Source organism: Burkholderia anthina, assembly GCF_001547525.1.
GTDB lineage: Bacteria > Pseudomonadota > Gammaproteobacteria > Burkholderiales > Burkholderiaceae > Burkholderia > Burkholderia semiarida.
Map to the genome: position 1 here is coordinate 575,410 of NZ_LNJP01000003.1, position 19,292 is coordinate 594,701.

Below are 19,292 nucleotides of genomic sequence, written 5' to 3' on the forward strand. Positions count from 1 at the left end.
GATCGGACGGGAAAAGCCGGCCCGCCTTCGCCGGACGGCCGGCACGCGAGCCGGCCAAGCACGCGCGCCGGTGGGGTTTTCGGACCGCTTCGGTCCCGCTTCGGTCCCGCTTCGGTCCCGCTTCGATGCGGCGCCCGCGGCGCGCGCCGCGGGCGTTCAGCCTGCCGCCTGGATCGCCTCTTCGTACACGCCGGCGACGCGCCGCGCGATCACCGCGTTGTCGAAATGCTCGCGCGCGTAGCGCTTGCATGCGGCCTCGTCGGGCAGCGCGATCGCGCCCGACAGCGCGCCGCCGAGCCCTTCCGCGATCGCGTCCGCGCCCGTCGACGGCAGCACGAGATCGTTCGACAACCCGGCGACCGCCTCCGGCAGCCCGCCGACCGGCGTGACCAGCACCGGCGTGCCGGACGCGAGCGATTCGACGGTGATCAGCCCGAAGCCTTCCAGCGCGACCGTCGGCACGACGCTGACCGTCGCCGCGCGGTACAGCGCCGCGAGATGGTGGTCGGGCACGAAGCCGAGCAGCTTCACGTTGTCCTGCAGCCCGGCTTCGTCGATACGCTGCTGCAGTTCCTCGCCGATCTTGCCCTTGCCGGCGATCAGCAGCAGCACGTCCGGATGACGGCGCTTGACGAGGCCGATCGCGTCGATCAGGTCCTCCAGCCCCATGCGCCGCACGAGCCGGCGCACGGCCAGCACGATCGGCCGGTCCTGCGGCAATTGCAGCTTGTGCCGCGCCTCGGCGGGCGTGAGCGGCGTGTCGAACTGCGCGGTATCGACGCAGCCGGGAATCACGCGCACGCGCGACGGATCGATTCCGTAGCGGTTCGTCAGGATCTGGCCGAACGCCTGCGACAGCACGATCAGCCGCGACGAGCGCGTATAGACGGCCTGTTCGAGATAGCGCTTCGCGCGCTGCCCGAGCGACGCGGCGCCCTCGACCTGGCTTTCGTCGGCCCACGGCCCCTGGAAGTGCGACACCTGCGGAATCCCGCGCGTCACGTCGAGCCCAGGGAACGTGTACAGCGCGAAGTGCGACGAAATCACGTCGGGCCGCTCGGTGCGGATCTCGTCGCGCAGCGCGCGCCGCGCGGCGAGCATCCGGCGCGCGAGCGGCTGCGACGCGGGCCCGAAGCCCTGGATCGCCCCGCCCGTGTCGTCGGCGACCTTCGGCGAGCCGGCGACGAGCCCGCGCACCTCGACGCCCGCGCCGGGCAGCGCGCCGACGAGCGAGTAGTACATCCGGTCGAGGCCGCCCGCGCGTTCGGGGAACCAGTGCATGCCGATCTGCAACGATTTGATCGGCCGGGAGGATTGGGACATCACGGTTGCTCCTGCGTGATTGCATGCTCGACCCGCTCGAACGCGGACGGCTGCGTGGGTTGGCCGATGCGCCGGTAAAGCGCGACGTACTGGGCGCCCATGTGCGCCCAGCCGAAACGGGTCATCAGTTCGCGGGCCGCGTCGCCCATCGCGCGACAGGTGTCGCGCGACGCCGCGAGCGAGCCGATCGCCTGCGCGAGCGCGGCCGGATCGTCCGGGTCCTCCAGCACGATCCCGCACTCGCGCGTGATGATTTCCGCGCCGCCCGCCGTGCGCGCGGTGACGACCGGCAGCCCGGCCGCCATCGCCTCCAGCAGCGACAGGCTCATCGCTTCGTAGCGCGACGGAAAGACATACGCGTCGACCGAGCGCATCAGCGTCGGCATGTTCTTCACGAGCCCGAGGAAATGCACGCGCGAATCGAGGCCGAGCGCGCGCGCTTCTTCCGGATACGGGCTGCCGGGCAGGTAGCCGGCCACCGCCAGATGCACGTTCGCGGGCAGCTTCGTCAGCGCCTTCAGCACGGTGCCGAGGTTCTTGCGCGGCGTGCGCAGATCGCCGACGAACAGCAGCAGGAACGCATCGTCCGGCAGCTTGAACGCCGCACGGTCGGCCTGCGCGCCCGCGAACGCGCTGCCGTCGACGCCGTTGTAGATCACGCTGATCTTGCGACTGTCGATGCCGAGCCCGGCGATCTCGTCGGCCACCTTCTGCGATACCGCGGTGATCGCGCGCGAGCGCTTGTACGCCCAGCGCTCGAGCACGGTGTTCACGCGCGTGTACACGTACTGGTAAGCCGACCACAGCCCCTTGGTGGGCCCGAACGGATAGTACGGACTCTTGAACCAGCCGCCGTGCACGAAGTGCGCGGTATTCACGTCGGCCTTGATCCACGAGATGAAGCCGTTCACGTGCAGCACGTCGTATTCGCCGCGGTGCGCGCGCAGCCAGGCCGCGCTTTTCAGCGCGAACACCTGCTGCTTGACGAGATTCGACGGCCAGAAGCCGCCGACCTTCACCGGCACCCAGCGCACGCGCGGATCGGCCAGCAGCTCGGGCGCGACATGCGACGCGACCAGCGTGACCTCGTAGTTTTCGGCCAGCGCCGCGCGCGCGATTTCGTAATTGACGCGGCCCTGCCCGTCGTTATGTCGCACGACGTGCGTGACGATCGCGATTCTCAATGGTCGCCTCCCCGTGAACGCGCGGCGGCCAGCAGGCGTTGCGCCTTCTGCCAGTGCGCCGCGGCAAGTATCGAAAAAATGGCTGTGAACATCAGCAGGCCGCCGGTGCCGATCAGCGAGTTCGTGAACACGAGCATCGCGAAGGTCGACAGGCACAGGCTCAGGCACGCGCCGACGAACTTGTCCTTGCGCAGCTTGAACGCCGCGCGCAGCGTGCGGCCGAACAGCATCACGACGCCGGCGAGATACAGCAGCGTGCCGGGCCAGCCGAGCACGAACGGCACGTTCATCACGCCGCTGTCGAAGCTGCCGTACTTGCCGAGCTCGCCGCTGTCGCTCGACAGCTTCGTCGACGCGCCGGTCGCGCCCATCCCCTCGCCGGCGACGTCGGTGAACGCCGTCTGCGCGAAGGTCGCGTAGAACTTGTTGCGGTCGTCGTAGCTGCGGTCGTCCTTCAGGTTCGTGATCGACTGCAGGCGCTGGCCGAGCCGGTCGGCCACCGGCCCGACGGTCAGCAGAGGCACGCACAGCCCGACCAGCACGACGCCGCTGATCAGGATTCGCATCCGCACGCGGTTGCTCGATTGCACGAGCTGGATCGCGAGCGCGATCACCCAGCCGCCCCAGGTCGAACGCACGAGACACAGCGCGAACGACACGAAGCCGGCCGCGCCCGCGAACCAGCGGATCTTCTGCGGCGCGACCAGCACGAACACGAGCGCGCCCATCATCGCGAACGCGAACGGCCCCGACGAGTTCATCGTGCTGAACACGCGCACGCCGTACGGCACCGGCTCGCCCTGCGAGCCCATCTGGGAGCCGACCATCCACAGCACGTCCCACTGCGGCATCACGAAATACTGCACGACGCCGTACACGCCCATCACGAGCATGCCCCACATGAAGGTGGACAGCAGCACGTCGCGGTACTCCGGATAGTTGCGCGCGTTCACCATGATGTGAAAGCCGATCAGGATCGGGTACAGCCAGTTCGCGAGGTCGTAGGTCGCGGCCATCACGCCGCTCGACACGATCCCGACCAGGTACGCGTACACGAGCCCGAACAGCATCAGCAGCACGGGAATCCCGCGCCGCTGCGCGAGCACGCGGTAATGCCTGACGAGCCCCAGGCCGGCGATCATCGTCACCGCGAGCGGCGCGACCTGGATCAGGCTCGTCGGCGTGAACGCGCCCTTCGACCAGTCGGCCAGGCGCCGCACTTCCGGGCTCAGGAACCACACCCACCACATGAAGCCGACATAGCGCGCCGGGCTCTTGAAATACAGCCAGATGCCGACCGCGATGGCCAGCACCGGGAACGCAAGCGTCAGCACCTTGCCCTGGTGGACGGCGATCAGCGCGGCGGTGAACGCCCACAGCCCGGCCTGCCCGGCCCAGTGCTTCGGCTCGGCGAACCAGCTGCGGGCGCGCGACGGCGCGCGTTCGGCGGCAATCGTACTCATCGATCCGCGCTCACCGCGACGACGCGCGCGAATCCGCGAGCGGCATCGCGACGTCCGCCGCCGCCGGCGTGCGGCGCCGGCGCAGCATGTCGCGCGTGATCCGCACGTGCTGCTCGGCGAACGCCTGCGTGGTCAGGTTGCGTTCGCGCAGGCACGCGGCGGCCGCCCGTGCGCAGTCGAGCGCCGCGGCCGGATCGGCGACGAAGCGGTCGGCGGCCTGGCGCATCGCCTGCGCGTCGAACGCCGGCACGTAGGCGGCCGTATCGTGCGGGAAGTAGTCGCTCAGGCCGCCCACGTCGGACACGATCATCGGCTTGCCGACGGCCGCCGCCTCGAGCATCACGGTGATACCCGACGCGTGGAAATTCGGCCGCAGCGGCACGACGATCACGTCGGCCCACGCGTACAGCTCGTGCTGCTTCGCGAGCCCCGACGCCGAGCCGATCTTCACGTTCGGCGCATGCCACTCGCGCGGCACGCGGCGGCGCGTCGCGAGCCGCACGTCGTAGCGTTCGTCGCCGCCGAACGCGGCGAGGAACGTGCGCCAGTCGCGGTCGCGGTCGTTGCCGATCGCGGCGATCCGCAGCGGCCGGTTCGGCTGCCATTGCCGCGGCTCGACCGGCGGGAAATCCTGCGTGTTCAGCCCGTAATAGACGAACTCGGCTTCGCGCCCGAGGGTGCGGCGGCACAGCTCGGCGTTGTCGCGGGCGAGCGTGGTCAGCACATCGGCGCGCGCCAGCAGCTTGCGGTACAGCCAGCGGCGCGGGCCGCCGAAGCCGTCCCACTTGTCGAACAGCCACACGCTCTGCGCGAGCAGCAGCGGGCGCTTGCCCTGCGCGCCGGCGAGCTTCAGGATCAGCGCGGCGGCCAGATGCTCCTGCTCGGTGTGCGTCCAGATCACGTCGGCGGCGCGCAGCGCCGCGCGGTTGCGCCACGCATGCACGACGTCGAAGCCGAGCGCCGCCTTCAGCGCGCGGCGCGCGAGGCTCACGACGCGGTTCTCGCGCACGTCCTGCGAATAGGTCAGCCGGAATTCGTCGGATTCGGCGTGGTGATAGCCGTACAGGCAGCCGATGTCGTCGCCTTTCCGGTAGGTACGCGGATCGGCGCCGTAGAACAAATGGACGTGAACGTTCGTTGCAGCCTTGGTGGTCATGCGAGCCCTCCGGGCATGGCCGCGCGCGAGGCGCGCAGGCCGTTCAAGACGTCACCGGCGGCATCGCCGCACGGTGGGGGGCGAGGTTCGTGCGGCGTGCATCGCGCGCGCCGCGGCGCACCGCGCGCCAGTGCGCGAGCACGCGGGCGCGCCGCGGGCTCGGCAGCGACAGCAGCACGTGCGCGAAGCCGGGATAGACGCGCGTGCCGACCAGCGTCCACCACCACCACGCGATCTCGCGCCGCAGCGGCGGCAGATGTTCGCGCAGCGTCAGTTGCAGGTTGTATGCGCCGTTGCCGATCGCGTTCAGCGACGCCGCATCGCGCCGGTCGTCGTCGAAGCGCTCGGCCGGGAAATGATCGACGGCAATCGCCGGGTCGTACAGCAGCGTCCAGCCCGCGCGCTGCACGGCCATGCTGAACGCCATGTCGTTGTGCACCTGCGCGCCGGCGCCGCGCAGCCGCGTATCGAAGCGCAGCCGTTCGATCGCCGCGCGGCGGTAGCTCATGTTCGCGCCTTTCAGCATGTCGACTTCACGCGCGCCGCCGACGCCGAGGTGATGATTGCCGACGATCTTGCCCGACAGCGTGAGCTGGCCGACCCGCTCGCGCGATTCGTCGAGCACGCGGCCCTTCTCGTGCACCCAGTCGCGCCCGCCGACCGCGCCCACGCGCGGGTTGGACAGGAACGCGGCTTCGATGCGCGCGAGCCAGTCGGGGTGCGGCGCCGCATCGTCGTCGGTGATCGCGACGATGTCGCCGCCCGCCGAGTCGAGCCCCTTGTTCAGCGCGGCGACCTGCCCGGCCACGTCGACCGGCACGATGCGCAGCGGCAGCGCGCCGCCGACCGCCGGGTCGGCGAGCCGTTCGTGCGTGGCGTCGTCCTCCGGGCGCGCGACGACGATCACCTCGTCGGGCAGCCGCTGCTGCCGCTGCAGCGCCAGCAGGCAGCGCGCGAGGTCGGCGGGACGCCGGTAGGTCGGAACGAGCACGGAAATTTTCATCGAGGGTTCTCCATTCGGCCGGGCCGATGCGGCGCGCGCCGGCCCGGTGTCGTGCAATGCGGTCAAGCGCTCAGGTATTCGTGCACGGCCGCATAGCCGCGGCCGTAGCCGCGCGCCTTCGGCGGCACGCCATTGAAGATCCCGCCTTCCAGATCGACGCCCGCGGTGCGCAGGCGCTTGATCGCATCGGCGATCTCGCCTTCGGTATGCATGCCCGAGCGCAGCACGAGGAACGTCGAGCCGGCCATGCGGCCGATGATGGTCGCGTCGGTCACCGCCAGCACCGGCGGCGAATCGATCAGCACGACGTCGTAGCGCTTGCCGAGCCCTTCGAGGTATTGCGGCAGGCGCGTCGACATCAGCAGCTCCGACGGGTTCGGCGGGCGCGTGCCGGCCGCGATGAACGACAGGCCCTGCACCGGCGTCTCGCGGACCGCTTCCTCGAGCGGCGACTGATCGCTCAGCAGCTCGGACAGGCCCGGCTGCACGGTGAGGCCGAAGTAGCGGTCGAGCATCCCGCGGCGCATGTCGGCGTCGATCAGCAGCACGCGCTTGCCCGAATGCGCGAGCAGCACCGCGAGGTTGACCGTCAGGAAGCTCTTGCCGATGCCCGGCGTCGGGCCGGTCAGCACGATCACGCGGTTCTTCGCGTCCATCATCGCGAACTGCATCGCGGTGCGCAGGCTGCGCATGCTTTCGACGCTCAGGTCCTTCGGACGCAGGCTCGCGAGGATCGGCCGCGCGCGGCTGCCACCCTTCTCCGCCGCCGCGTCGAGCTTCACCTGCTCGGCGCTTTGCGGCACCAGCCCGTACAGCGGCAGGTTGAAGGTGCGCTCGATGCGGTCCGGATCCTCGATGCCCTGGAACAGGTTGCGGCGCAGGAACACGACGCCCGTGCCGAGGATCAGCCCGAGGAACACGGCGGCCGACAGGATCAGCACCTTCTTCGGCTTGACCGGCGCGCCCGGACGCAGCGCCGAATCGATGAGGTGGATGTTGCCGCCCGTGCCGGCCTTCTGCACCGACAGCTCCTGCACGCGGTTCAGCAGCAGCACGTAGATGTCCTCGGCGACCTTCGCGTCGCGCTGGAGCTGGACGGCCTTCACTTCGGTCGCCGGCAGGCTGCGGAAGCGGTTGCTGAACTTGTCCTTCTCGCCCTGCAGCTCCGCGAGCTGCTGCTTCGCGGCGATCACCATCGGGTGCGAATCGGTGAAGCGCTGCGCGAGCGACGCGAGCTGCAGGCGCTGCGCGGCGATCTGCTGTTCGTACTGCACGCTGCCCTGGAGGTAGACCTTCGCCTCGTCGCTCGCGTTGATCGAGCCCGACGTGCGCTGGTATTGCGTGAGCGCGGCTTCGGCGCGCTCGAGGTCGGCCTTCAGGCGCGGTTCCTCGCCCTTCAGGAAGTCGAGCATCTTGGTCGCTTCCGCCTGCTTCGCGATCACGTGCTGGTTCAGGTACGACTGCGCGAGCGCGTTCGCGATCGCGGCGGTCTGGTCCGGGTCCTTGCCTTCGAGCGAGATCTGCACGACGCCCGTCTGCTTGCCCTGCTCGCTCACCTGGATGCCGGCCTGGAACCCGCTGATCGCGTCGAGATCGTTGTAGCGCACCACCGTGAACTGCGTGCCGGGGCGCGCGACGAGCTTGCTCACGAGCAGCGTCACGCCGCCGCCCTGCGCCGATTCGCCGACGCGGCCGGCCAGCAGCCGCGTGCCGTTCTCGTCGACGAGCGAATAGGTGCCGTTCGGGCCGGCCGTCAGCGTGAGCTTCTTGCCTTCGAGCGCCGGCACGACGCTGATCGAATCGACGTCGGCGACTTCGCCGCCCCACGCGTACGATTTCAGGCCGAGCCACGGCCGCGACGGCTCGCCGGGCGTCGCGACGCGCGCGGCGAGGCTGCCGATCACCGGCAGCGTCTTCGGCGCGATCGAGAAGTTCAGCTTGAACTGCTCGACCACCGGCGCGACGACGCCGCGGCTCTTGATGATCTCGATTTCCGCATCGGTCGGCGCCTGCTGCGGCCCGCTGTTGATCGACGCGCCCGTCTGTGTCTGCGTGAGCGCCTGCGACGTGTTGTCGTTGCCCTCGACCCGCACGTGCACGTCCGCCTGGTAGACCGGCTTCGCGACGAAGCAGTAGAGGCCGGCGAGCGCGACGACCATCACCGCGATGCCGAGCAGCAGCCAGATGTCGTCCAGGATGACCTGGAGCAACTGGCCGAGAACGACGTCCTCTTCCTCGGTCTTCGCGGTCAGGTCCGCGTAGGAGTGTTTCGCTTGCGTGTTCACCATTCGTTCCCGCTTGAGTGGTGCCGGGGGGCGGACGCCGCCCCGGCGGGCTATCAGCGCGTGATTTGCCGCATGTAGAAGATCGTCTGGATCGTCGGCAGCACCTGCTGCAGCACGCGGTTGAACTGCACCGAACCGGCCGTGCTGACGTAGACGACGTCGAGCGGCTGAAGCGGGAAGCGGCTCGACAGCATCAGCGCATCGGGCTGCGTCATGTCGAGGCGGTACACTTCGGGCTTCGTCGGGTTGTCGCGCATCCCGCGCATCACGTAGATCTTGCGCGGGTTCGCGTCGGTGTCGAGAATCCCGCCGCCCGCGGTCAGCGCATCGGCGATCGTCAGCTTGCCCTTGAGCATCGGCACCGTGACCGGCGTCTTGACCTCGCCCATGATGAACACGCGGCTGTCGCTGCGGTCCGGCACGTTGACGATGTCGCCCGGCTGCAGCATCACGTTCTGCTTTACCTCGCCGCGATCGAGCACGCCGTTCGCGTCGAGCGTGTACAGCTTGCCGTCGCGCGTCAGGCGCACACGCTGCAGGTCGGCCTCGGCGGTCGAGCCGCCCGAGCGCGAGATCGCGTCGACGAGCGTGAGCGGCACGTCGCTCACCGCGAGCGGGCCCGGCTGCTTCACCTCGCCCGTCACCTGCACCTTCTGGCTGCGGAACGACAGCACGCGCACGTCGAGCTGCGGATTCTTCACGTAGCGCGCGAGGCTCGACGCCATCTCGTCGCGGATCTGCCCGACCGTCTTGCCGGCCACGCGAATCCGGCCGACGAACGGGAAGAAGATCGTGCCGTCGGCGGCCACCGTCTGGCCGTACGGGTCGGCCTGGCCCGGCAGCGCGGTCGTATACGGCTGCTGCAGCGCACCCGCGACCGATTGCGTCGTGTTGCCGCCGCTCGAGAACGACTGGCCCTGCGGCGTCGTCAGCTCCGGGTGGTCCCACACGGTGACGCCGAGGATGTCCTGCGGGCCGACGCGATACGTGTACTGCGACGGATCGGTATAGCGCCCGGGCGGCAGCGGATGATCGACCTGCGCTTTCTGCAACTGGTCCATCACCACTTTGGCGTCGATGTAATGAACCGGATAGGTTTCGGCCGCTTCCTGCCGGCCGTCGTCCTTCAGGTTCGACGAGTCGAGGTAGTTGCCGGGCGCGGTTGCACAGGCTGACAGGAAAGTCGTCAGCGCGACGGCAAGCGCCACCGGGCGCATCGGGCGTTTCAGCATAGTTTCTGTAGCCATCCTTGAACCAGACGTTCGATCAGTGAGTAGCTCTCGCGGTAGTCGGCCTCGGGGCCGCCGTGCGGGTCCGCGATCTCGGCCCCTTCCCACTTGCCGAGCAGGTGAACCTTGCCGCGTGCGAACGGATCGACCGATTCGACGGCCGCGATCTGTCCGCGCTCGCTGACGAGAATCAGGTCGGCGTCGCGCACGATCCGGCGCGACAGCCGCCGCGAGCGGTGGGTCGTCGCATCGACGCCCCGCTCGGCCAGCAGTTGCCGCATCACCGGATCGATGCCGTCGCCGTCGTTCGCGTGCACGCCGGCCGAATGGAACGTCGGCCGCGGGCCGCCGCGCGACGCGGCGTGCGACTTGAACAGCATTTCCGCCGCCGGGCTGCGGCAGACGTTCGCGTGACAGACGATCAGGATGTTCCGGAACATGGCGTCTCGTAACGAGTGACGGAAAACGGGTTACGCGCTGGCGCGCGCGGCGCCCGGCACGCGCGCGGCGACTGCCTGGCGCGAGCCCGGCCGGCCGATCGGGTGGTACTCGATACCCTGCTCGCTCATCGTCTCCGGCTCGTACAGGTTGCGGCCGTCGAAGATCACGGGCGCCTTCCACAGGCGGCCGAGCGCGACGAAGTCGGGGCTCTTGAACGCCTTCCATTCGGTGACGATCACGAGCGCGTCGGCGTCGCGCGCGGCCTGCGCCTCGTCGTCGACGAAGGACAGGCGCTCGAGCCAGCTCGGGTGATCGGCGAGATCGAGCGCGAGCACGCGGCGCGCTTCCTGCTGCGCGACCGGGTCGTACGCGGCGACGCGCGCGCCGCGCGACAGCAGCTCGGCGATCAGCTCGCGGCTCGGCGCCTCGCGCATGTCGTCGGTGTTCGGCTTGAACGCGAGGCCCCACAGCGCGAACGTGCGGCCGCTCAGGTCCTCGCCGAAGCGCGCGACGATCTTGTCGGCCAGCACGCGCTTTTGCGTCGCGTTGACCGACGACACGGCCTTCAGGATCTGCAGCGACTGGCCGTGCTCGTCGGCCGTGCGGATCAGCGCCTCGACGTCCTTCGGGAAGCACGAGCCGCCGTAGCCGCAGCCGGCGTACAGGAAGTGGTAGCCGATGCGCGGGTCGGAGCCGATCCCGCGGCGCACGGCCTCGATGTCGGCGCCGAAGCGGTCGGCGAGGTTCGCGAGCTCGTTCATGAACGAGATACGCGTCGCGAGCATCGCGTTCGCCGCGTATTTCGTGAACTCGGCCGAGCGTACGTCCATGTACAGCGTGCGCTCGTGATTGCGGTTGAACGGCGCGTAGAGCTTCTTCATCAGCTCGCGGGCGCGCTCGCCCGGCACGTCGTCGTCGCAGCCGATCACGATGCGGTCCGGCCGCGTGAAATCGTCGACGGCCGCGCCTTCCTTCAGGAATTCCGGATTCGACACGACCGAGAACATCTGGTCGCCGCCGCGCTTCGCGAGCTCCTCGGCGACCGCCGCGCGCACGCGCTCGGCCGTGCCGACCGGCACCGTCGACTTGTCGACGATCACCTTGAAGCCGGTCATGTAGCGGCCGATGTTGCGCGCCGCCGCAAGCACGTACTGCAGGTCGGCCGAGCCGTCCTCGTCCGGCGGCGTGCCGACCGCGATGAACTGCACGTCGCCGTGCGCGACCGCGGCCTCGACGTCGGTCGAGAAGCGCAGGCGGCCGGCCGAGCGGTTGCGCGCGATGACTTCCTTCAGGCCCGGCTCGTGAATCGGCACGCCGCCGTCGTTCAGGATGTCGATCTTTGCCTGGTCGACGTCGAGACAGAACACGTCGTGCCCGATGTCGGCGAGACAGGCGCCGGTGACAAGCCCTACGTAACCGCTGCCGATGATAGTCAGATTCATGATGTGTCGGACCCCTTGACCAATGATTCGAAATTCGGAAAACCGGAATGCCTGCGTGACGCGGCGCATCGGCGTCAGTACGCGTTGCTGCCGGTGAAGCCTTTCCACAGCGTCAGCACGACGATCTTGATGTCGAGCCAGAACGACCAGTTCTGCATGTAGTACAGGTCGAGCTTCACGCGGCCCATCATCTTCTCGATCTGGTCGGTCTCGCCGCGATAGCCGTTGATCTGCGCCCATCCGGTGATGCCGGGCTTGATCCGGTAGCGGAACATGTAGCCCTTGACCAGATCCTTGTAGATGTCGTCGTGCGCGAGCGCATGCGGGCGCGGGCCCACCACCGACATCTCGCCCTTCAGCACGTTGATGAACTGCGGCAGCTCGTCGAGGCTCGTGCGCCGCAGGAACCGGCCGACCGGCGTCACGCGCGCGTCGTTCTTGGTCGCCTGCGTGACCTGCCCGGCCACTTCCTGGTGCACCTTCATCGAGCGAAACTTGTAGATCTCGAACTCGTGCCCGTCGATGCCCTTGCGCTTCTGCCGAAAGAACACCGGCCCGCGCGAGGTCAGCTTGATCAGCGCCGCGATCAGCACCATCACCGGCGCGAGCGCCGTGAGCGCCGCCAGCGCGAACAGCCGGTCGAACACGAACTTCGGCAGGATCCGCACGTCGGTGATCGGCGACGCCGCGAGGTTGATCGCCGGCACGCCGAGCACCTCGACCACTTCCTGGTTGAAGAACGACAGCGTGCGCACGTCCGGAATGAAGCGGATGTTCACGAAGTCGTGGCGGAACACCGTCACGATATGGTGAATCCGGCGCTCCTCCGTGATCGGCAGCGTGAGCCACAGCTCGCTGATCGCGCGGCTGCGCACGAGCCACACCAGCGAGTCGAACTGCCGCTCGATGCGCACGTCGTCGAGCGCGACTTCGCCCGGCGCCTCGCTTTCGTCGTACACGCACACCGGGTTGAAGCCGGCTTCCGGCCGCGCCCGCATCTGCGCGATCAGCCGTCGCGCCGCGGGCGTGCCGCCGACGATCGCGACCGCCTTCAGGTTGTAGCCGCCGCGGCGCAACTGCCGCAGCACGACGTGCACGCAGGTTTTCGAGCCGGCGAGCAGCGCCATCGTCACGAGCGCCCAGTAACCGAGCCAGAGCCGCGACAGGTCGCCCGACTGGTGAAAGCTGAAACTCAGCAGGATGCCCGCGAGCTCGACCGCGAGCCACGCGAACGCCACGCGGACCACCAGCCCGACGAGACGCTTGCCGCGCCACGACTGGTAGATGCCGACCGCCGGAAAGAACACGACGACGAGCAGGCAATCGAACAGCACCGTCGTACGTTGCAGGTCGCTGAGCCCGATGCTGCCGTCGTGCAGCGCGGCCGCGATCAGCGCCCCCGTCACGACCATCGCGATATCGATGACTCTCGCCAGCACGCTCAACATGTCCGCTTCCTCTTTGAACAGGCGTTTGCCGAACTGCTCCTCGTGCGACCCGTGCCGCACCTTCGATTCAAACGTTGCATGACGCTATTGAAGCGACAAGAAAATTCCGCCTCAAGCGCACAAGTATTTCGAAAAATAATCGGAAATTCTTGCCGCGATCTTTTTTAATTAAATCGGCAGGTTTTCCCGAATCGGTCTGAAACGAGGATTTTTTCAGACGTATCGCGCTTTCCGCTCGCCCTTTGCGGACGGGCATGCCGGGCCAGCGCCCGGAATTATTTTTTATTTTTTTATTCCCTGCCGGTGCTACCGCGGAAAATTCTCCCGACCGCATGCGCGGCGGATATCCGGCATTGGGTCCGGTTTTATTGTCGATTTACTTCATGCTACAACGACAGGCACCGACTTCAACCATGGAGAGTGTCATCATGAATGCTCCGGCAGTGGCCGCCGAAACGCGCCATTCTTCTTCCGCCGCACCCGATACCGGTACGCCCGCAGCCGGTACGCCCGCCGTCGGCACGCGCCTCGCCGTGCAGCCCGTGATTCTCGCCGGCGGCTCCGGCACGCGCCTGTGGCCGATGTCGCGCGAGCGCTTTCCGAAACAGCTGATCGGCCTGCTCGGCGATCATTCGCTGCTGCAGTCCACCGCACTGCGCCTCGACGGCCTGAGCGCCGATCATCCGCTGAACGACGACGTGCTGATCGTGTGCGGCGAGGATCACCGCTTCACGACCGCCGAACAGCTGCGCCTCACGGCCAAGCGCGCGACGATCATGCTCGAGCCGCTCGGCCGCGACACCGCGCCCGCGCTGACGCTCGCCGCGCTGCGGCTCGTCGCGAACGGCAACGACGCGGTGATGACCGTGATGCCGGCCGACCATGCGGTCGCGGACGTGCCGCGCTTTCACGCGGCCGTCGCGGCCGGCGTGCACTGCGCGGCGCAAGGCAAGATCGCGACGATGGGCATCGTGCCCACGCACGCGGAAACCGGCTACGGCTACATCCGCGTCGGCGCGCCGCTCGGCGACGCCGGCACGGGCGCCCTCGACGTGCGCCGCCTCGACCGCTTCGTCGAGAAGCCGCACCTGGAACTCGCGCAGCAGTACGTCGCGTCCGGCGAATACTGGTGGAACAGCGGGATCTTCATCGTGCGCGCGTCGGTCTGGCTGAAGGCGATCCGGCAGCTCGAGCCCGCGATCTACGCGGCCTGCGAACAGGCCGTCGCCCAGGGCAAGGAAGACGGCGATTTCTTCCGCGTCGATCGCGACGCGTTCGCCGCGTCGCCGTCGAACTCGATCGACTACGCGGTGATGGAGCCGCTCGCGAGCCTGCCGCAACTGTGCGAAAGCGTCGTCGTGCCGCTCGACGCGGGCTGGTCGGACGTCGGCTCGTGGGACGCGATCTGGCAGATCTCGCCGAAGGACGACACCGGCAACGTCGGCCGCGGCCACGTGCTGTTCGAAGGCGCCGAATCGACGTTCGCGCATTCGGAAAGCCGGCTCGTCGCCTGCGTCGGCACGCAGAACCTGGTCGTCGTCGAAACGCCCGACGCCGTGCTCGTCGCGGACAAGTCGCGCGTGCAGGACGTGAAGAAGATCGTCGGGCACATCAAGGCGCGACAAGGCACCGAAGCGACCGATCACCGCAAGGTGCATCGTCCGTGGGGCCACTACGACTCGGTCGACACCGGCGAGCGCTTCCAGGTGAAACGCATCGTCGTGAAGCCGGGCGCGCAACTGTCGCTGCAGATGCACCACCACCGCGCCGAACACTGGATCGTCGTGCGCGGCACCGCGCGCATCACGCGCGGCGAAGAAACGTTCCTGCTGTCCGAGAACGAATCGACGTACATTCCGCTCGGCGTATCGCATCGCCTGGAGAACCCGGGCAAGATGCCGCTCGAACTGATCGAAGTGCAGTCGGGTGCGTATCTCGGCGAGGACGACATCGTCCGCTTCGACGATACCTACGGCAGACGGTAACGCGTCATGCACCACAGGGCGCCGCTGTAACAGCGGCGCCCTGGCAACGCAGACATGGAGACACCGGACTTCCGCGCGGGCGTCGTGGCACACGACGGCCCGCGCGCCGCACGGCAGCGGCGATCAGCCCACGCGGTACGCGTATTCGTGACGCTCCGACTGCACGGGATCGTTGCGGCTTTCCGACAACGCACCCGCGCGACGCTCGGCGATGAAGCGCTTGATGTCCGATTCCGCGCGCGCCAGCGCCGACAGACCGGCCAGCACTTCGCCTTGCGGCTCGCGCGCCGGTGCGTCGCTCGCGCCGTGGCGATCGATCCACTGGCGCGCCCAGTCGAGCGCGTACTGCTCGGCCGCCTCGGCATCGGTGAAGCGCGGGCCGATCAGCCCCGAGCGCTCGACGCGCCGGTCGTCCTGCGAGATCTCGGCCCACGCGCGATACATCAGGTTCTGCACGGGCTGCGCGATGCCGCTGATCGTATAGCCGCGATATTCGTCGACCTGCGGCTCGGCCGCGGCGAAGCTCGCCGACGACGCCCGCGCATGGCGCAACTCCGCAGCCGGCGCGCCGGGCACCGTGAACGACACGCGAGCGCGGCCGTCCACCTGGTCGTCCCGCATCGTGCTCAACGACGACGCCCCTTCGCCCTGCCAAACGTTTGCCTGCGCAACCGGCAATTGCCACGACTCGGGGTTCTGCCAGAACACGCCGCGCAGACGGTCGTTGTCGGGCACGGGCTCCGCGCGGCGAGCCGGCACGACTGCCTCCGGCGGCGGCGGAATATACGCGAACGTGCGCCCGCTGAACTGCGTCAGCACGTCGATCATCTTCAGCAGCGTGCCGTTCGCCAGCCACTCCTCGTAACGGCGGCGGCACGTCGGCCCGGACGGATAGCGGCCCGGCAGCTTTGACCAGGCTTCCCCGGTCGTCAGGATCCAGAGCACCGCGTTGGCGACGACGCGCGGTTCGGCGCGCGGACGCCCACGACGATTCAGCCGGATGGGTTCATCGGCGATCAGCGCTGAAAGGCGAAACCACTCTTCATCGTTAAGCTCATCGAAGAACATAGTCGATCTCTCCACGCAGCCAGGCCGGGGCTGCGATTGGCGGCGCCGTCGCGACACATCGCGTCGCGGGGCGGCCAGGTTGCACATTATGGTTATCCGGCGTTGTGCATACCGGGCGACACCGCACTTTCACGGTGCCGCGATTCCCGGCAATGGCGCACAAATCGCGGTCTCACTCCAATGTGGGAATTTTTGTGCACGAAGCATACCATCCCTAGGGTTTATCTCAATATGACAATGACTTAATGTTACGCACTGAAACAACCTGCCATGGGCGAGCAATCCATTTACGCTTGAATTTTTTTGCGGGATCTTTATGCCGATCGCTGCAAAGGCCCGTCTGGCGGGGCGCCTCGGCGTCTGAAGAATGCCGTCGAACCGGCTGTTACCGCCTGATCCGACCCCGATCGGCAACAATCTCCGGGATTACTTCGGGAAATCGGTAAATCAGGGGAAAATTCGTAACAAGATATTCACGGATCGGTAAATCATTCAATTTGCGTTGAATCAAATTATCTCTCCGCACAATCTCTTTATTGTTTCTCTGCGGGTAATGAAAATACGCTGACGTGGCGCGACCGATGTGTCCCCGCATGCAAATCCGTCACGCTTGTTACATCTTCGCGGGGACCGGCAAGCGGCCGCGCCGCGCGGCATGTGGCGCGGCCGTTGCAGGCCGGAACGGAAAGGAGGAAGCCGGCGTGGCGGGCAGCGCGCGGCGGTGGCGGGTAGCCCTTGGGGGCCCGTTCACGCGCTAGCGCAGATCGCCGGCCAGCGACGCGGCCACGTCCGCGTCGACACGCTGCGCCGGCATCGTATAGGCCGGGTGATCGCAGCCGATCGACAGCGCCGCCCCGCCCTTGAGCGCCGCGCGCATCGACGCATCGAACTCGAAGCGGACGAAGTGCACGGCCGACGTCTTCTCGGCGTTGTCGCGCTCGAGATCCTCGTCGGCGATCGCGTAGACGCTCGCGTGCCCGTCGACCCGCAGGTAGACGCGATCCTCGACCCCGATCAGCCGCGCGAGCGCCGCGCGCCGTTCGATCTCGTGCTCGTACTCGATCTGCATCGTCGCCTTCAGGTTGGTGCCGTCGGGCACCAGCGGCAGATACGCGTCGAGCTCGGCTTCGATGCCGGCCTCGTCGAAGATCTTCTCGATGTGCAGCATCTCCTGGATCTGGTAGCGGATCGTCGTCTCGTCCTCGAACAGGAAACGCAGGTGGTTGCCGAGCGCCACCGCGCGGCGGCGCTTGTACGCGACGAGCCGCGCGTGTTCGGCCTTGCGGATCTTCGCGTACGCTTCGAGCGTCAGCAGGGAGTCGCGGGTCAGCGTCATGGATGTCCTCGTGGATGGCCGGCAGCTCAGACGCCGTACGCGCGGCGCAGCAGCGTCAGCGGATGCGCGAGCGGCGCCGGCGGCAGCCCGTTCTCGTCGATGCCCTGCACGATGTGATGGCCGGCGAGCGCGCAGTCGGACGACACGACATCCGGCCGAGGCTCGGCCATCGCCTTGAACACGGGCGCACCGATCCGCATCGCGTCCGCATGGAATGCCTTCTTCACGCCGAACGTGCCCGCGTGGCCCGAGCAGCGCTCGACGACGTTCACGCGCGTGTCGGGCACGAGCGACAGTGCATCGGCCGTCTTGCGGCCGATGTTCTGCACGCGCGCATGGCACGGCACGTGATACGACACGGTGCCGAGGCCCGTCTTGAAATCGGTCTTCAGCAGCCCGTCGCGATGCCGCGCGATCACGTATTCGAACGGATCCCAGAACGCGTCGGCCACCGCGCGCACGGCTGCGTCGCCGGGGAACATCAGCGGCAGCTCGCTCTTGTACATCAGCACGCAGCTCGGGATCGCGCCGATCAGCGCATAGCCTTCGCGCGCATAGCGCTCGAGCACCGGAATGTTCACCGCCTTCTTCGCGGCGACGCCGTCGAGATTGCCCTGCTCGAGCAACGGCATCCCGCAGCAGGCTTCGCGCGCGACGAGCTCGTACGGGATCTCGTTGTGCGCGAGGATCGCGAGCAGGTCGTGGCCGATCCCCGGCTCGTTGAAATTCACGTAGCACGTCGCGTAGATCGCGACCTTGCCGGGCGTGCGCTCGCCGTCGCGCACCGGCGGGCCGTCCGAGCGCCGAGCGGCGCGCCGGAACTTGCGCGGTGCGAATTCCGGCAGCCACGCGTGGCGATCGACGCCGAGCGCCGCTTCGAGCGCATGGCGCGCGGGCGGCGTGCGGTTCACCGCGTTGACCGCCTGCGTGACGACCGGAATGCCGGCGAAATGGCCGAGCGCATCGGTATTCGACAGCACCTTGTCGCGCAGCGTCGCTTCGCCGCGCTTGTAACGCGCCGCCTTGCCGCGCAGCATCAGGTGCGGGAAATCGACGTTCCATGCGTGCGGCGGCACGTACGGGCATTTCGTCATGTAGCAGAGGTCGCACAGGTAGCACTGGTCGACGACCTTGCCGAACGCAGCCTTCGGCACTTCCTCGACGTCACCCGCCGCCGTGTCGTCGACCAGATCGAACAGCGCCGGAAACGCGCCGCACAGCGACACGCAGCGCCGGCAGCCGGCGCAGATGTCGAATACGCGCGTCATTTCTGCGTCGATCGCGGCCTGGTCGTAGAATGCTTCGGACTGCCAGTCGAGCGGATGCCGGGTCGGCGCTTCGAGACTGCCTTCCTTGTGGGGCATGGGGCCCTCCAGCGTGGCGCGCATGCGCGCGGACGCGCCGCCCGTGTAGTGCGGGCAGCGAGCGGCGCACGGCCGCCGGCCGGCGAAATTTTCCGACCGGGCCGTGCGGCCTTGCAGGCGGCCGCGTCAGTCGACGAGTGCGTCCAGCGCCTTCGTATAGCGGTTAGCGTGACTGCGTTCGGCCTTCGCGAGCGTCTCGAACCAGTTCGCGATTTCGTCGAAGCCTTCTTCGCGCGCCGCCTTCGCCATGCCCGGATACATGTCGGTGTATTCGTGCGTTTCGCCGGCGATCGCCGATTCGAGGTTCAGCCGCGACGAGCCGAACGGCAAGCCCGTCGCCGGATCGCCGACTGCTTCGAGATATTCGAGGTGACCGTGCGCATGGCCGGTTTCGCCTTCGGCGGTCGAGCGGAACAGCGCGGCGACGTCGTTCTGCCCCTCGACGTCGGCCTTCGAAGCGAAATACAGATAGCGCCGGTTCGCCTGCGATTCGCCCGCGAATGCGGCCTTCAGGTTGGCTTCGGTTTTGCTGCCCTTGAGTTGAGCCATTTGCGCCTCCGTTCGA

15 protein-coding genes are annotated in these 19,292 nt (G+C 68.0%); 1 reads left to right on the forward strand and 14 read right to left on the reverse strand.

What is annotated here, in order from left to right; all coding sequences use genetic code 11:
• Window positions 1-156 precede the first annotated feature (156 nt).
• From WS64_RS22920 to WS64_RS22965, 10 genes are all read right to left on the reverse strand, one after another.
• Window positions 157-1,323, reverse strand: a complete 1,167-nt coding sequence (locus WS64_RS22920; protein WP_059583017.1) for a glycosyltransferase family 4 protein — start codon at window positions 1,321-1,323, stop codon at window positions 157-159.
• Window positions 1,323-2,507, reverse strand: a complete 1,185-nt coding sequence (locus WS64_RS22925; RefSeq protein WP_059583018.1) for a glycosyltransferase family 4 protein — start codon at window positions 2,505-2,507, stop codon at window positions 1,323-1,325. Before WS64_RS22925 ends, WS64_RS22920 begins: the two co-directional genes overlap by 1 nt.
• Window positions 2,504-3,970: an O-antigen ligase family protein gene (locus WS64_RS22930; RefSeq protein WP_059583023.1), complete on the reverse strand. Its 1,467-nt coding sequence runs from the start codon at window positions 3,968-3,970 to the stop codon at window positions 2,504-2,506. Before WS64_RS22930 ends, WS64_RS22925 begins: the two co-directional genes overlap by 4 nt.
• Before the next feature lie 10 nt (window positions 3,971-3,980).
• On the reverse strand, window positions 3,981-5,126 hold the full coding sequence (locus tag WS64_RS22935) for a glycosyltransferase family 4 protein (RefSeq protein WP_060967787.1): 1,146 nt from the start codon (window positions 5,124-5,126) through the stop codon (window positions 3,981-3,983).
• 43 nt (window positions 5,127-5,169) lie between these two features.
• Window positions 5,170-6,129 carry a glycosyltransferase family 2 protein gene (locus WS64_RS22940; RefSeq protein WP_059583028.1) on the reverse strand — a complete coding sequence of 320 codons (960 nt, stop codon included), beginning with the start codon at window positions 6,127-6,129 and terminating at the stop codon, window positions 5,170-5,172.
• A gap of 62 nt (window positions 6,130-6,191) precedes the next feature.
• Complete coding sequence (locus tag WS64_RS22945) at window positions 6,192-8,417, reverse strand: polysaccharide biosynthesis tyrosine autokinase (protein WP_059583031.1); 2,226 nt, start codon at window positions 8,415-8,417, stop codon at window positions 6,192-6,194.
• Window positions 8,418-8,467: 50 nt separating this feature from the next.
• Window positions 8,468-9,646 (reverse strand): polysaccharide biosynthesis/export family protein, encoded by a 1,179-nt coding sequence (locus tag WS64_RS22950; RefSeq protein ID WP_059639104.1) that lies wholly within the window; start codon window positions 9,644-9,646, stop codon window positions 8,468-8,470.
• Window positions 9,640-10,083, reverse strand: a complete 444-nt coding sequence (locus WS64_RS22955; RefSeq protein WP_059583036.1) for a low molecular weight protein-tyrosine-phosphatase — start codon at window positions 10,081-10,083, stop codon at window positions 9,640-9,642. The genes WS64_RS22950 and WS64_RS22955 overlap by 7 nt, the downstream gene beginning before the upstream one ends.
• Before the next feature lie 30 nt (window positions 10,084-10,113).
• Window positions 10,114-11,526: a UDP-glucose dehydrogenase family protein gene (locus WS64_RS22960; RefSeq protein ID WP_059639103.1), complete on the reverse strand. Its 1,413-nt coding sequence runs from the start codon at window positions 11,524-11,526 to the stop codon at window positions 10,114-10,116.
• 74 nt (window positions 11,527-11,600) lie between these two features.
• Window positions 11,601-12,974, reverse strand: a complete 1,374-nt coding sequence (locus WS64_RS22965; protein ID WP_059639845.1) for an undecaprenyl-phosphate glucose phosphotransferase — start codon at window positions 12,972-12,974, stop codon at window positions 11,601-11,603.
• A 428-nt stretch (window positions 12,975-13,402) separates the two neighbouring features.
• Here WS64_RS22965 and WS64_RS22970 point away from each other — a divergent pair, with 428 nt between their 5' ends.
• A complete protein-coding gene (locus WS64_RS22970; RefSeq protein ID WP_060967788.1) occupies window positions 13,403-14,959 on the forward strand; it encodes a mannose-1-phosphate guanylyltransferase/mannose-6-phosphate isomerase in 1,557 nt (518 codons plus the stop codon).
• A gap of 123 nt (window positions 14,960-15,082) precedes the next feature.
• On the opposite strand, the gene WS64_RS22975 is transcribed toward WS64_RS22970, so the two are convergent.
• From WS64_RS22975 to WS64_RS22990, 4 genes are all read right to left on the reverse strand, one after another.
• Window positions 15,083-16,027 carry a transposase gene (locus WS64_RS22975; RefSeq protein WP_059583044.1) on the reverse strand — a complete coding sequence of 315 codons (945 nt, stop codon included), beginning with the start codon at window positions 16,025-16,027 and terminating at the stop codon, window positions 15,083-15,085.
• Between the two features lie 754 nt (window positions 16,028-16,781).
• Window positions 16,782-17,363 (reverse strand): DUF3501 family protein, encoded by a 582-nt coding sequence (locus tag WS64_RS22980; RefSeq protein WP_060967789.1) that lies wholly within the window; start codon window positions 17,361-17,363, stop codon window positions 16,782-16,784.
• A 26-nt stretch (window positions 17,364-17,389) separates the two neighbouring features.
• A complete protein-coding gene (locus tag WS64_RS22985) occupies window positions 17,390-18,727 on the reverse strand; it encodes a heterodisulfide reductase-related iron-sulfur binding cluster (protein ID WP_060968560.1) in 1,338 nt (445 codons plus the stop codon).
• A 126-nt stretch (window positions 18,728-18,853) separates the two neighbouring features.
• Entirely contained in the window at window positions 18,854-19,276 is a 423-nt protein-coding gene (locus WS64_RS22990; protein WP_059583052.1) for a rubrerythrin family protein, read from the reverse strand.
• Window positions 19,277-19,292: the final 16 nt, after the last annotated feature.

Bases quoted from the DNA above. Each gene is read 5' to 3' on its own strand.
- WS64_RS22920 (WP_059583017.1), bottom strand. From the start codon at position 1,323: ATGTCCCAATCCTCCCGGCCGATCAAATCGTTGCAGATCGGCATGCAC.
- WS64_RS22930 (WP_059583023.1), bottom strand. From the start codon at position 3,970: ATGAGTACGATTGCCGCCGAACGCGCGCCGTCGCGCGCCCGCAGCTGG.
- WS64_RS22935 (WP_060967787.1), bottom strand. From the start codon at position 5,126: ATGACCACCAAGGCTGCAACGAACGTTCACGTCCATTTGTTCTACGGC.
- WS64_RS22940 (WP_059583028.1), bottom strand. From the start codon at position 6,129: ATGAAAATTTCCGTGCTCGTTCCGACCTACCGGCGTCCCGCCGACCTC.
- WS64_RS22945 (WP_059583031.1), bottom strand. From the start codon at position 8,417: ATGGTGAACACGCAAGCGAAACACTCCTACGCGGACCTGACCGCGAAG.
- WS64_RS22950 (WP_059639104.1), bottom strand. From the start codon at position 9,646: ATGCTGAAACGCCCGATGCGCCCGGTGGCGCTTGCCGTCGCGCTGACG.
- WS64_RS22955 (WP_059583036.1), bottom strand. From the start codon at position 10,083: ATGTTCCGGAACATCCTGATCGTCTGTCACGCGAACGTCTGCCGCAGC.
- WS64_RS22960 (WP_059639103.1), bottom strand. From the start codon at position 11,526: ATGAATCTGACTATCATCGGCAGCGGTTACGTAGGGCTTGTCACCGGC.
- WS64_RS22965 (WP_059639845.1), bottom strand. From the start codon at position 12,974: ATGTTGAGCGTGCTGGCGAGAGTCATCGATATCGCGATGGTCGTGACG.
- WS64_RS22970 (WP_060967788.1), top strand. From the start codon at position 13,403: ATGAATGCTCCGGCAGTGGCCGCCGAAACGCGCCATTCTTCTTCCGCC.
- WS64_RS22975 (WP_059583044.1), bottom strand. From the start codon at position 16,027: ATGTTCTTCGATGAGCTTAACGATGAAGAGTGGTTTCGCCTTTCAGCG.
- WS64_RS22980 (WP_060967789.1), bottom strand. From the start codon at position 17,363: ATGACGCTGACCCGCGACTCCCTGCTGACGCTCGAAGCGTACGCGAAG.
- WS64_RS22985 (WP_060968560.1), bottom strand. From the start codon at position 18,727: ATGCCCCACAAGGAAGGCAGTCTCGAAGCGCCGACCCGGCATCCGCTC.
- WS64_RS22990 (WP_059583052.1), bottom strand. From the start codon at position 19,276: ATGGCTCAACTCAAGGGCAGCAAAACCGAAGCCAACCTGAAGGCCGCA.